General features: G+C 34.6%; 11 protein-coding genes. 7 read left to right on the top strand and 4 right to left on the bottom strand.

Annotated features, from left to right (window positions below; translation table 11 throughout):
• Positions 1-15: 15 nt before the first annotated feature.
• From D8M03_RS08980 to D8M03_RS09015, 7 genes are all read left to right on the top strand, one after another.
• Positions 16-3006 carry a type I restriction endonuclease subunit R gene (locus tag D8M03_RS08980; protein ID WP_121214434.1) on the top strand — a complete coding sequence of 997 codons (2991 nt, stop codon included), beginning with the start codon at positions 16-18 and terminating at the stop codon, positions 3004-3006.
• A gap of 130 nt (positions 3007-3136) precedes the next feature.
• Positions 3137-4099: an Abi family protein gene (locus D8M03_RS08985; RefSeq protein ID WP_121214435.1), complete on the top strand. Its 963-nt coding sequence runs from the start codon at positions 3137-3139 to the stop codon at positions 4097-4099.
• Positions 4100-4435: 336 nt separating this feature from the next.
• Positions 4436-4732 carry a cupin domain-containing protein gene (locus D8M03_RS08990; protein ID WP_121214436.1) on the top strand — a complete coding sequence of 99 codons (297 nt, stop codon included), beginning with the start codon at positions 4436-4438 and terminating at the stop codon, positions 4730-4732.
• A gap of 218 nt (positions 4733-4950) precedes the next feature.
• Positions 4951-5376 carry a helix-turn-helix domain-containing protein gene (locus D8M03_RS08995; protein WP_121214437.1) on the top strand — a complete coding sequence of 142 codons (426 nt, stop codon included), beginning with the start codon at positions 4951-4953 and terminating at the stop codon, positions 5374-5376.
• Between the two features lie 692 nt (positions 5377-6068).
• Entirely contained in the window at positions 6069-7793 is a 1725-nt protein-coding gene (locus tag D8M03_RS09005) for a methyl-accepting chemotaxis protein (protein WP_121214439.1), read from the top strand.
• Positions 7794-7940: 147 nt separating this feature from the next.
• Positions 7941-9419, top strand: a complete 1479-nt coding sequence (locus D8M03_RS09010; protein ID WP_121214440.1) for a serine hydrolase domain-containing protein — start codon at positions 7941-7943, stop codon at positions 9417-9419.
• Between the two features lie 131 nt (positions 9420-9550).
• Positions 9551-10306: an SDR family NAD(P)-dependent oxidoreductase gene (locus D8M03_RS09015; protein WP_121214441.1), complete on the top strand. Its 756-nt coding sequence runs from the start codon at positions 9551-9553 to the stop codon at positions 10304-10306.
• A 223-nt stretch (positions 10307-10529) separates the two neighbouring features.
• Here the strand turns inward: D8M03_RS09015 and D8M03_RS09020 are convergent, their stop codons facing one another.
• The 4 genes from D8M03_RS09020 to D8M03_RS18160 all read right to left on the bottom strand — a co-directional run bounded on the left by D8M03_RS09020 (position 10530) and on the right by D8M03_RS18160 (position 13268).
• Positions 10530-11723 carry an MFS transporter gene (locus D8M03_RS09020; protein ID WP_121214442.1) on the bottom strand — a complete coding sequence of 398 codons (1194 nt, stop codon included), beginning with the start codon at positions 11721-11723 and terminating at the stop codon, positions 10530-10532.
• Complete coding sequence (locus D8M03_RS09025; RefSeq protein WP_121214443.1) at positions 11723-12160, bottom strand: MarR family winged helix-turn-helix transcriptional regulator; 438 nt, start codon at positions 12158-12160, stop codon at positions 11723-11725. Before D8M03_RS09025 ends, D8M03_RS09020 begins: the two co-directional genes overlap by 1 nt.
• A 237-nt stretch (positions 12161-12397) precedes the next feature.
• Complete coding sequence (locus D8M03_RS09030; protein WP_121214444.1) at positions 12398-12790, bottom strand: GGDEF domain-containing protein; 393 nt, start codon at positions 12788-12790, stop codon at positions 12398-12400.
• Complete coding sequence (locus D8M03_RS18160) at positions 12780-13268, bottom strand: PAS domain S-box protein (RefSeq protein WP_342768802.1); 489 nt, start codon at positions 13266-13268, stop codon at positions 12780-12782. The genes D8M03_RS09030 and D8M03_RS18160 overlap by 11 nt, the downstream gene beginning before the upstream one ends.
• Between the last annotated feature and the right edge of the window lie 4 nt (positions 13269-13272).

Genomic DNA, 13272 nt, shown 5'->3' on the forward strand with positions numbered 1-13272 from the left:
GTGAGGTGAGCTGAAATGGCGATGGATACTTCGGAAAAAGGTTTTGAAATGAATATTGAAGCAGAGTTAATTACACGTGGCTATAAAAAGCGTGAGCTTGAAGGTGAGGCAAGTATTGCTTTTAAAAAACATGCCATCGATGTAGAGGAGCTGTTTGCTTTCTTAGAGGATACGCAAGAAAAACGTATGCGTACGCTAGAGAAGTCGTATGGTCCTTCCTATAAAGAAGAAGTGCTAAAGCGTATTAAAGATCAATTGCATAAGCAAGGGTTAGTTGAATGTTTACGTAAAGGGATTAAAGATCGTGGTGTGACGTTAAACCTTGCCTATAATAAGCCACCAACGGATATGAATAAGACATTAAATGAGCAGTATGCCAAGAACCGTTTTAATGTTGCACGCCAAGTGTATTATAGCGACAAGCATAATAATAGTTTGGATATGGTGTTGTTTTTAAATGGCTTACCTCTTGTTGTTATGGAACTAAAAAATCCGTTAACGAATCAAACGGTAGAGCATGCGATGAAGCAGCTAAAGTTTGACCGTGATCCACGTGAGCAACTATTTAAATTCAATGAACGTGTAGCGGTTTATTTTGCAGTGGATACAGATGAAGTGTTTATGACGACAAAGCTTGATAAAGGAAAAACGTACTTCCTGCCATTCAACAAAGGCAATAATGGTGGAAAGGGTAATCCGTTAGCTTATGGTAATACGTATCGTACACATTATTTATGGGAAGATATTTTAACACCAGATAGCTTACTTGATATAGTTTATCGCTTCATCTTTATTAAGAAGGACGAGATTAAAGATTCAAATGGTGAAACAATTGGTGAACGTCAAATGTTGATTTTCCCACGTTATCATCAATTGGATGTTGTACGTAAACTAGAAGCAGATGTTGCTAAAAATCTTGTTGGTCATAACTACTTGATTCAACACTCAGCTGGTTCAGGTAAAACAAATTCGATTTCATGGCTAGCACATCGCTTAGCGAAGCAACATGATGAAAATAATGAACCTATTTTTAGTAGTGTAATTGTTATTACCGACCGCCGTGTATTAGATAAGCAATTACAAGATGCAGTGTATCAGCTAGAGCATAAAGCTGGTATGGTAGAACCAATTGACAAAGATTCAGAGCAACTAGCACGTGCTATTAATAATGAAACACGTATTATTATTACAACGCTTCAAAAGTTCCCATTCATTTTAGAAAAGGTAGCTGGATTAGAGCGAAAAAAATATGCGGTTATTATTGATGAAGCACACTCTTCACAAGGTGGTAAAGCATCTACAGCATTAACGAATGTGTTATCAGATAAGACGTTAGAAGCTGCGTATGAAGAAGATCGTATTGCAGAAGAAAACTTAGATGATGTAGATGAAAAAATTGTTGAAGCTATTATGAAAAGTGGTAAGCAAGACAATGTTTCGTTCTTTGCATTTACGGCGACACCAAAACCTAAGACTTTAGAAAAGTTCGGTACAAAGGGCGTTGATGGGAAGCCAGTTGCATTCCATCAGTACACTATGCGCCAAGCAATTGAAGAAGGATTTATTTTAGATGTATTGCAAAATTACACGACTTATAAAACATTCTGGAAAATTGCCAGAACGGTAGAGGATGATCCAGAAGTATCGAAAAAGCAAGCAACGAAAAAGTTGGCACAATATGTGTCACTACATCCTCATAGCATTGCTCAAAAAACGGAAATCATCATCGAGCATTATCGTAATTTCGTGCAACGCAAAATTGGTGGTCGTGCAAAAGCGATGGTCGTTACGGCAAGTCGTTTACACGCAGTCCGATACAAAATTGCATTCGACAAGTACATTAATGAGATGGGCTATGATGATTTAAAAACAGTTGTTGCTTTTTCAGGTACTGTAAAAGACGGAGAAATTAATTATACAGAACCGGATATGAACAATTTTTCTGAAAAGGAATTACCTGAAAAGTTCCATTCGGACGAATATAAGGTTTTACTTGTTGCTGAAAAATATCAAACAGGATTTGATGAGCCACTTCTACACACAATGTATGTAGATAAGCCTTTAAGCGGCATTAAAGCAGTACAAACTTTATCTCGATTAAATCGTACATGCCCTGGTAAAGATGATACATTTGTGCTCGATTTTATTAATGACCCAGAGGATATAAAAGCTTCATTCCAACCATATTACGAATCAACAAGCTTATCTGAAGTTACGGATCCGAATATTCTTTATGATATGCAAGCTGAAATTGAGCCGTATCAAGTGTTTACAGAGGATGAAGTACAACGAGTAAATGAGCTTGAAGTGACAGGTGGCGTAAAGAAATCAACGAAAGCCCAGACGGAATTGAATGCACTTCTTGATAAAGGTGTGGAACGCTATAAAAAATTATCAGAAGAAGAGCAGCAAGCCTTTAAACAAGCAGCCACAAAATTCACTCGTACGTATAGTTTCGTCCTACAGGTGGTTACATTTATCGATTTAGAGCTACACAAGCTGTACATTTATTTTACATACTTGTTACGTAAATTACCTCGTGATGCGGGGGATAAAGATGTGTATTTAGCTGATGATGTTGCTCTTGAATACTACCGTAACCAAAAAGTATTTGAAGGAAGCATTGAGCTAGAGAAAACAGGTGGTCATGAACTTGATCCACAAAAACATGGTGCGGGTGGACCTGTTGAAGATGAAAAAGTTCGTTTATCTAGTATTTTAGACAAGTTAAATGAACGTTTTGGTACAGATTTCACAGAAACAGACTTCCTTTCACGAGAACAAGTGAAAGAGGATATGTTAAATAGTGAAGATATTCGTCAAAAAGCTAAAAATAATACTAAGGAAAACTTTAAATTCGCTTTTGAAAAAACATTCATGGATTTCGTTATTGATCGTATGAGCAGCAACCAAAAGTTCTTTATGAAGATATTAGAGAATGAAGAGTTTAAGCAAGCAATTATGGAAGATATGATGCAAGAGGTTTATGTAGAAGTAAATGGATAAAAAATAAATAAATTTCTTAGTTCTATGCAATTGACGGTAGATATCTGCATATAATATAATGATCTTAACGATCAAGCCCGTGTTCCTTCCGAGGACCGGGCTATTTTTTTTATAATGGGTGGTGTTAGAGATGAAACCGTTTAAAACACATAGACAACAATTATCTATCTTACGTGGAAGAAAAATGGTTATTAATGATGGATCAAAAGCAATGAGAATTTTAGAAAATGAGGGTTATTATAATGTAATTAATGGTTATAAAGATCCTTTTTTAGCTAGAAATGCTTCAGGTCAATTAATTAATCCTGAAGAATACATAACAAACACAACCTTTGAAGAAGTACATTCCCTTTATATTTTTGACCGAGAATTAAGAAATATTTTATTGAAGTATCTTTTAATTTTTGAAAAGGATATTAAATCAAAATTATCATATAGATTTTCAGAGAAATTTAGTAGTGCAAATGCGTATTTAGATATTAGGAGTTTTACTAATAATCCAGATCAACTTAAACAAGTTGTCGAATTGATTTCTATAATTACAAACACTATTTCTAAACATGCTAAACGTAAAGAAACTAATCCAATCAAGCATTATTTAGATAATCATCAGGAAGTGCCATTATGGGTACTAACAAATCAGTTAACAATTGGGAATATAAATAACTTCTATAAATGTCTTGATGATAGTTTGAAAGATAAAATAGCTAAAGACTATTCAGATAATTACAAAAGAAATTATAACATTTCTGTTCATATAACGAAAGAAAGCTTAATGGATATTTTAAAAACTGTAAATATGTTTAGAAATGTATGTGCTCATGAAGAAAGATTATATTGCTATAAATTAAGTAGACCAGCAAGAAGTTCCAATATATCTAATTTACTGAATATTCCTACTACTTATCTTATTGGAAATTTATTTACGGTTGTAGCTCAAATGAAATTAGTCTTATCTAAGAAAAATTTTAATGAATTGTTAAGGGCTATAAAAGATTTATTCTCGAAATTCGACAATAAATTCTTAACAGTTACTTTCAGTGATATCAAATTGGTGATGGGTTTTCATCCTAATTGGGAGTCTTTATTTTAAAGAAAAAGTATAATCGTAGTTAAAAACGTAGTTAACCTTTTTTACAACAAGCCAAAAACCCTTATAAAGATTGATATTAGAAGGATTTGATGGGATAATAAAAGAAGCCCCGCCGTCTCCCTAAGATAAATATTAAAGGTTAGTAATAGTGTTAATTACTGGAATAATGAATAGTAATCTCTTATGGAAGAAGTAATCCATTTTTATCTATCATGCCTAATATATTTATTCCATTTTATCGAAAGCTTTACAGCACGTCATTGTGACACAAATCACAGCAGATGATAAAAATTATTTTCTATAATATTCATATCCAAACTAAAGGAGCTGTTAATTATGCAAAAACTACAAATTGCGAGCGTTTTAGCAGAACAAGCTAAAAAAATGGGGAAAGTGTTAGAACATGACCAATTTGATTTATTAAATGTACAATTGCGTGCAGGAGAGGAAATTCCAGCTCACAGTGTCAACAATACGTCGATTATCATCGTTCGAAAAGGGGATGTGGTCTTCACCGTAGAAGGTGAGGACGTGGCATTAACAGCCGAGGATGTTCTGTTATTTGACCCCAATGAAAAGCATAGCTTAAAAGCGATAACTGAAGTCGATATTCTCATTGTAAAATTAAAATAATGAAAAGAGGATGCTCCTTAATGGGTAGCCTCTTTGGCTGATGAAAGTGAAAGACAATTATCTTGAAATAGAAATAAATAATATCTTTATATAATTTAGTTACGCTTTAGCTAGCGTAACTTTTTTATTTTGAAATAATAAATTCTCCATGTCTCTTAATTTTGAAAAAATGGATATATAGAAAATAAAAAGTATAAAAAATTAAAGAGGTGGAGTACATGGCAATTATTCGTGTTGAAAAAAATCAAAATTACGTGGTGTTAGATCGAGGTTTACTAAATGATGCTCGATTGAGTTGGAAGGCAAAAGGCATTCTTGCGTACATGCTGTCCATGCCGGATGATTGGGTTTTTTATGTGGAGGAATTGATGAAGCATGGAGCAGACGGGGAAAAATCATTCCGTTCTGGGTTTAACGAGCTAAAGAAAATTGGTTATCTTGAACGATTCCCAGTCTATGAAAATCATCAAATCGTGAAATGGGAGACAATTGTCTATGAAGTACCCCAAAATTTACTTGCACAAAACGTCCAAGAAGGTAACTCAAATCCACCTTCAATAAATCAAAAAAAAGAAGCGCTACTAAATACTGATTTTAAACTAAATACTGAATTACTAAATACTGATATAAAAGATATTGTCTAGTTTGCCATTTAGTCTTTGAATGTAGTGGAGATAGCGCTGTATTTTAAACATGTCTTCACACCAAGACCAGTTGCAAATTCTACTACGTAATCGTCATTTGTAATATGCAGCTGTTGTAGCATTTTTTTGTTAAATAAATACCACTGAGTGTCTTACGTTTTACCAAGACTTGCAGGTAGCCAATGCCTAGGAAATTTTAAGTATGCGTTTTAGCGGAACAAGCTAAAAAATGCGAGTAATGTTCAAGCATGACCAATAGCTACATGCAGATAGGAGATTCAGGCTCACAGCGATAACAATACGCAATGGGATTTATGTAAAGGAGATAGATCAATTGAATCACATGGTTGAGATTGATGACCTCAGCAATTTAATCATGTGGGGAGTTTCTAGGAATGAAACAAGTCAGTTTGCTATTCTAATAGCTTATTTTGTAACTAATGTAATGGTTGATCGCCCTCGAGAACATTACAGAATAAAACGAGTTATTGTTTCATATACATACCTAGGAATTAAAACCACTACTCCTTGAATTGCTACCGAGGTCTCAATCGGTAGTTTTTTACGTTTTAAATTAAAAACTACTTATTTCCAATAAAATACATAATTATGTAAATATATTAACAATTTACCAAATATCCATTTACAACCAAATACCTATTGTTAAAATTACTGGGATAGGAAATTTTTCTATGAATTTGAAACTTCAATATAAAGAAGATTGTAAAGTGAAGATTTTTGGGAAGATGCTCGTCTCTTTTGGCATTGTGATAGTGTTGTTTGTAGCCTTGAATATTTACAACATTACGCAATCGAGCAAATTGAAAAGTAACGGAGATACCCTTAATACTGAAGGTGTAGAGCCTTCTATTGAATTAACAGACATTGCGAATCTAACTGAAAATACACGCGTACAAATGCTGTCTGCGCTAACGTTCAAAAATATTGATGCTACAGCTACTGCATTAAAGAACTTAGATGAGATACAAACGAAAGTTTCAAAATTAAACGAAATAATCTTATCCCCTGATGTTAATAAGGCGATTGCCCATTTCAATGAGAAATGGCTACTATTTGATGAACGTGTTCGAAAAAATGAGCAATTAATGAAAGCAGGAAAATGGGAAGAAGCAGCAGAAGGATTAAAGCTTGGTGGTACTTTATTTAATGATGCGATGGAGGCTTTTGATGCCCTTGAAACAACCCAAATTAAAGAAATACATACCATCGTTGAGAATAATGAAAAGGTATATTCTGAAATTTTATTCGTATCAAATAGTTTAATTGTTATTACTACCATTATCGCAATTGCCATTGCTTATTTCTTTAGTCGTCAAATTGTCCAACGTCTTTCCCTTGTTGCGAACCGTGCAAAAGTAATTGCTGAAGGCGACTTATCGATGACACATATTGAAACAAAAGGAAAAGATGAAATTAATACTTTAGCTAAAAACTTAAATCATATGCAAGATGCGTTAATTGCCATCGTATCGGAAGCGCGGGATACAAGTCAGCAAGTGGCTGCTAGTGCAGAACAACTATCTGCAACAACAGAAGAAAACATGGCTGCCGCTGATTCCATTGCGAATATTTCACACTCACATGTGGATAGTGCGAATACACAGCTTGAAAAATTAACTCAAATTACCACATCTATAACGGATATGGATTCAGCTGTACAATCAATTGCTCAAAATGGTGTGGAGATGGACACATTATCACGTTCAACATTTGAAAAGACTCAATATGGCTCACTAGTAGTGAATTCCATCAATGAACAAATTGAGTCAATTTCAACATCTTCTAAAGAGACAGAAGCTGCTGTTAATACTTTACATGATAAATCACAAGAAATTGGTAATATCATTAGCATGATTACGCAAATTGCTGATCAAACCAATTTACTTGCATTAAACGCAGCCATTGAAGCTGCTCGTGCAGGAGATGCAGGTAAAGGCTTTGCTGTTGTAGCAGAGGAAGTAAGAAAGCTAGCCGAACAATCTCGTATTTCTGCAGATCAAATATTTAATATGATTAGTGATATCCAACAAGACATTCAAGACGTTATTGAATCAATCCATGCAGAATCTGAATGTGTAAAAACGGGATTAGTCAAATCCAATGAAGTTAATATGGTGTTTAGTGAAATTGAAGAGATGGTAGGTTCTGTTACTACAAATGCAGAGTCATTAAATGAGTCCATTAAATCTATAGCAAGCATAAGCCATAGTATTTTACAAAATACGCAAGAAGTCCATACACTGGCCAATGAAACTTTAAAAGATGCAAAATCTAGCAATGAAGCTTCGGAAATGCAACTAAGCGCAATTGAAGAAATTACAGCCGCGAGTGTATCCTTAGCAAATCTGTCAGAACAGCTACAATCAGTCATTTTACATTTTAAAATTGCAAAATAACAAACAACCGTACATAGGGGAAAGTATCCCAAATGTACGGTTTTATTCTATATAAAAATGACTTCCGATTAACCTGAAGTCACTACTTCCTATGACTTTTTTCAATTAATTTATAAGTAAGAAAATTTGTAAAAGAGGCGAGTGTAGATGAATGAATTTGTTGCTAATCGTCAGTTGTGGTGGAAGTGGTTTGTGGTCCTATTTATCAGCATCTTTTGTTTTAGTTCATTTATGGATAACGCATCACCAAGTATTTCTGAAGAGAATTTAAAAAATGTAAAGACATATGTTGAAGAGCAATTTGAACGGGCTGGAATTGTTGGTGGTTCCTATGCAATTGTTGCAAATGGTGAAGTGATTGATGCGAGCGGGATAGGATACAGTGATAGTAAAGCTCAAAAAAAGGCAACTGCTGAAACGATTTATGCCATTGCATCTGTCACGAAATCCTTTACGGCAACAGCGATTTTAAAATTACAAGAAGAAGGAAAATTGAGTTTTCAAGACCCTGTACAAAAGTATTTACCATGGTTCACATATAAGGATAAAGAGAAATCAAAAGAGGTAACAATCGAACATTTATTAACCCATTCTGCTGGTGTGGATCGTTTCAAAGCAGATGGGGTGATTTTTGAAGATGAGAAGAATTATCGTAATTCATTAGAAGATTCCATTAGAGCGTTAAGTACCGTTGAAATGACATCAAATCCCGGTGAAAAAGGTCAATACTGTAATACTTGCTATAACATCTTGGGCTTAATAATCGAGAAAGTATCCGGTATGACTTATACCGATTATATGAAAACGAATGTATTCCAACCATTAGATTTGGAGAGTACGAGTTTTGGGCATGAACTAAAATCTTCTCAAGACATCGCAAAAGAATATAGCTGGTTTTTTGGTTTTCGTAATACGAGATTATTAAATTACGAAGCATTTGGAACGAGTCAGGATCCAGAAGGTGGCATTTATACAAATAGCGTAGACCTTGCCAAATATGTAGCGGCTACGGTAGGTGATTCGTCATTACTAAGTGAAGACACTTTAAAAATGTCCTACAAAGGTGTTGTACCAACGGATGAAGAAGGTTGGGAATATAGTCTAGGTGGATTTGAAGTAGGTAAACTTGAAAATCGAACACTTCTTTATAAAGGTGGAGATGGCATCGGGTCATCTAGTGCGATAATGATGCTTCCAGAGGAAAATATCGGTGTTGTTTTGATTATGGGTGAGTCGAATTCAGAACCGAAAAAGCCAATCGCCATGGGGATGCTTCAAATCTTAATGGGGAATGAGCCGGTAGAAGAAGCGTTTGCACCACCTTTATTTAAAGTAGCAGGTTTAGTAATGTTATTCATCCTATTAGGCAGTATCATAGTGTCAGCATTAACATTAAGAACTATCATGAAAAAAAGAGCTATCAAATATCGCTGGGTGCGGATCTTCTATAGTTTCATATGTTTACTACTTTTCGGATTCGTCGGATTTTTATTATTGAACGTAAGACCAACTCAAATCGGTTTCTACGGGTATCCTTATGACCTTGCCATTGGTTTAATTAGCCTTGAAATACTATTATTATTGATTGTGATTTGCAACGGTTATTTATTCTTTAGAAAAAAGTGAGTGGCTAGAATTCATTTCAGGTCACTTTTTTTATTAAAATATTAGAATTTTCAATATTATACAAATTTTGGGTTTATGTTAAATCTTGAATAGTATATAGTTTAATTAAATACGAAGCTGAGGTGATAATTATGGGACGACTATTAAATAAAGTTGCAGTTATTACAGGTGGAACAGGCGGAATAGGGAAAGTAACAGCAGAAACATTCCTAAAAGAAGGAGCAAAAGTAGTTTTAGTTGATTTGTTCCAAGAGGCACTTGATCAAGCAAAGGCGGATTTATCTGAGTTGGGTGAAGTAATTACAGTTCAAGCTGACGTAACAAAAGAATCGGATGTACAAAATTATGTAAATAAAGCAGTTGAGCAGTTTGGTAGAATTGATGTGTTCTTTAATAATGCAGGTATCGAAGGAAAAGTAGCGCCGATTGTGGAGCAAAAGGTGGAAGACTTCGATATGGTGATGAACGTAAATGTGCGCGGAGTATTTTTAGGTTTAAAACATGTTCTTCCAGTGATGATTAAACAAAAATCTGGTAGTGTCATTAACACATCTTCTGTCGCTGGTTTAGGTGGTTCACCAAATGTCTCTCCATATATTGCTTCTAAACATGCGGTAGTTGGACTAACAAAGACAGCAGCACTAGAAGTAGCAAACTCAAACATTCGCGTGAACTCAATCCATCCATCACCAGTGAATACGAGAATGATGCGTTCCTTAGAGGAAGGGTTAAACGTTACGCAAGAAGCATTAGCTCAAAGTATTCCATTAGGTCGATATGGCGAGCCAAATGACATTGCGAATTTAGTCGTTTTCCTTGCGAGTGATGATAGCGCCTTCATTACCGGCGTGCAATACCGCATTGACGGAGGAATGGGTGCAATATAATAGGTTAAAACAGGTGCCTTAATATTTAAAGGGTAAAAAGAAAGGATAGATAAACAGGTTATACCTGCTTACATCTATCCTTTTTGTACAACATATGACCTCATTTACAACATTAACTACCATAAATACCACACAACAAGTAATCATTTGATTCTTTCACAAGCGCTCGATTGTTGAAGATATTATTCAACTAAAACCCCGTTAGCATCCTCTTTTTAGATTATTAGATTTGAATAAGCTTTTTGTCTTTTCGGCCGTGTAGCACAATGTATAGTGCTAGCGAGAATATTGTAATGAAGCCAAGTGTGATAAATAAGTTTCCATAGCCAATTGCAGGCTCAATTGCACCTAAAATCGAAGGACCGAAGCCAAGACCAGCGTCTAATGCGATAAAGAAAGTAGAAGTGGCTAAGCCTGATCGTTCAGGTGGCGTAAGTTTAATCGCAATTGCTTGTGCACCAGATTGTAGGTTACCGTACCCAGCACCGACAATCGCAGCGGCAACCAATAAGAGACCGCCTGTATGTGCCGCACTGACTAAAAATAAACCAATGGCAAATAAAATAAAGCAAGGAATCATAACAAAGTTTGAGCCTTTTGTATCCATGAAACGCCCACTAAATGGTCGTGTTAGTAAAACGGCAATGGCATATACAAGAAAGAAGAAGCTTGCAGCCGTAATTAAATGACGTTCCTCTGCAAAGAATGTAAGGAATGATAATAATGCTGCATAGCCAAATGACATAAAGAAGGTTACGATTGCGATTGCTATTGCATTTGGTTCGATATAGTTTTTAAAACTGAATGATTGTTTTGTTTGTTCTTTTCCTTTTGCCACTGGTTTTACGGCTGATGGTTTTAGTGTAAAGCTAATAATAAGAGCTAATGCTGCTAAAATAACGCAAATAAAGAAAATCATATTGTAAGAAACAAAACGTGCTAAGAAAATACCTAGGAAAGGTCCAATGGCAGTACCTAGTGTTGTACTCATACTGAAGTAGCCAATCCCTTCACCTTTACGACTCATTGGAACGATTTGAGCAACCAATGTCCCCGTTGCAGTTGAAGTGATCCCTGCAGCCATCCCGTTTATTAAACGGCTAATTAGCAAAAATGTAATGCCTGCATGTACAAAATAAAGGCCAGTCGTACAAGTAAAGGCGATTAACCCTAGAACTACGATTTTTTTAACCCCAACTGTGGCGATATAACGGCCAGTAAATAAACGACCGATTAATGTCCCAACAATATAAATACCCGTTGCTAAACCTGCTTGACTAGCTGTTGCATGATATTCATTGACTGCAAATGATGAGGTTGTCACCATTAATAAATAGAAAATTAATAGGACGATGAAGTTTGTAATGGATACCATGATGAAATCCTTCGTCCATAGCTTTTCATTTGTGTTACTCATTAATATAATCCAGTTTTCTTATTTAAATTTGTGTGTATTTGCTCCAGGGTACGAAGCAAATGTATTTGATCCTCCGCAGATATACCCTCTAAAATTTCTTTTTCAAAAGCGTCGATTTCAACGCGTGCCTCTAAATATTTTTCTTTTCCTAAAGGTGTTATGCGTAAATTCTTTCTTCGTTTGTCTCCTGATGAAGTTTCCACTTCGATATAACCTGCATTCGTTAAAACTTTAATGATGCGTGTCATATTTGGTTTTTCAAAAGTTAACCTTTTAGCTAACTCTGCTGCTGTAATATCAGGCTCATGCACAACGGAATAAAGCACTGACCATTCCGAACGTTGAATGCCATGATTACGTAAAATTTCACTTAACTGTGTATCAAATGGACGCAATGTGAATACAAGATTATGAAACACTTGTTGATGTTGATTCATGGTTAACCTCTTCTTATTAATAGTTATAAATGATAATTATATTTGATAACTATAATAGTATAGAACTGAGAAAGTTGTATGTCAAACATAAAATAAAGATTGCGAAGATAAAATTTAAGATTACAAATACTTATGGCAAGTGTTCTTTTGAATAAGGGTGTTTAACGGAAAAAAACGCTATCCTTATTCAAGGAAAGCGCCTGATTGTTAAAGATTGATTATTTTTTATGGTGTTCTCTATACTTCATTCTTCAAATACTGATCTTTTATATTTTTTTTATCCGCATACATACGTGAATCGCAAGTATGATAGAGATGCTCATAATTTATACCATCCTCTTCAACAAAAGCAATGCCGATACTTGGTATAACTTTAATTTCTATGCCGTCTCGCTTATACAAGTTCTTCTGAAATACATTCCGCACCTCATTGATTTTCTTTATAAACTTTTCCTTTGATTCTATTTGCTCAAAAAACATAATAAATTCATCGCCACCTAAACGTGCTATTATGTTTGGATTTGGTAAATTTTTATGCCAACAATTTGCTGTGAATATTAGTACATTATCTCCTGTTAGATGGCCGTATTCATCATTGATTTCTTTAAAAAAGTTTAAATCACAAATCACAAATCATTAATGCAGCATCTTTTTTGGGGGACTGTGCCAACTTTTGTTTTACTACTTCCTCAAAATAAGTACGATTATATAGTCCTGTCAGTACGTCGTGATGTGCTAAATATTCATATTGTTTAGATTGTTGAAGTAAACTTTCTTCATACTTTATCGATTCTGTAATGTCATGTAATATGAACATTTTACCAATTGGCTTATTATTACTTCCATTTACAAATGAAAAATGAACATTATAATACGTTGCTCTTAATTGCATGGATTGTGTTGTTAAGTGATTAATTTCTGACGTACGTTCAATAAATTGTACTAGCGGTGGAAAATGTGATAGTACTTCTGCTGCCGAGTTGCCAATCAACTTTTTATTAGGTAAATATCCAAATAATTTTATGGCAGACTTATTATAGATTTTTAAATTATTATCTATATCAAAAATAATTACAGCATCCTTTATGGATTCAAAAACTTTTTTCATAGCT

The organism is Ureibacillus endophyticus (genome assembly GCF_003628435.1).
GTDB classification, from domain to species: Bacteria; Bacillota; Bacilli; order Bacillales_A; family Planococcaceae; genus Ureibacillus; species Ureibacillus endophyticus.

Excerpts from the sequence above, each read along its gene's own strand:
- D8M03_RS08980 (WP_121214434.1), top strand. The coding sequence starts at position 16 with ATGGCGATGGATACTTCGGAAAAAGGTTTTGAAATGAATATTGAAGCA.
- D8M03_RS08985 (WP_121214435.1), top strand. The coding sequence starts at position 3,137 with ATGAAACCGTTTAAAACACATAGACAACAATTATCTATCTTACGTGGA.
- D8M03_RS08990 (WP_121214436.1), top strand. The coding sequence starts at position 4,436 with ATGCAAAAACTACAAATTGCGAGCGTTTTAGCAGAACAAGCTAAAAAA.
- D8M03_RS08995 (WP_121214437.1), top strand. The coding sequence starts at position 4,951 with ATGGCAATTATTCGTGTTGAAAAAAATCAAAATTACGTGGTGTTAGAT.
- D8M03_RS09005 (WP_121214439.1), top strand. The coding sequence starts at position 6,069 with ATGAATTTGAAACTTCAATATAAAGAAGATTGTAAAGTGAAGATTTTT.
- D8M03_RS09010 (WP_121214440.1), top strand. The coding sequence starts at position 7,941 with ATGAATGAATTTGTTGCTAATCGTCAGTTGTGGTGGAAGTGGTTTGTG.
- D8M03_RS09015 (WP_121214441.1), top strand. The coding sequence starts at position 9,551 with ATGGGACGACTATTAAATAAAGTTGCAGTTATTACAGGTGGAACAGGC.
- D8M03_RS09020 (WP_121214442.1), bottom strand. The coding sequence starts at position 11,723 with ATGAGTAACACAAATGAAAAGCTATGGACGAAGGATTTCATCATGGTA.
- D8M03_RS09025 (WP_121214443.1), bottom strand. The coding sequence starts at position 12,160 with ATGAATCAACATCAACAAGTGTTTCATAATCTTGTATTCACATTGCGT.
- D8M03_RS18160 (WP_342768802.1), bottom strand. The coding sequence starts at position 13,268 with ATGAAAAAAGTTTTTGAATCCATAAAGGATGCTGTAATTATTTTTGAT.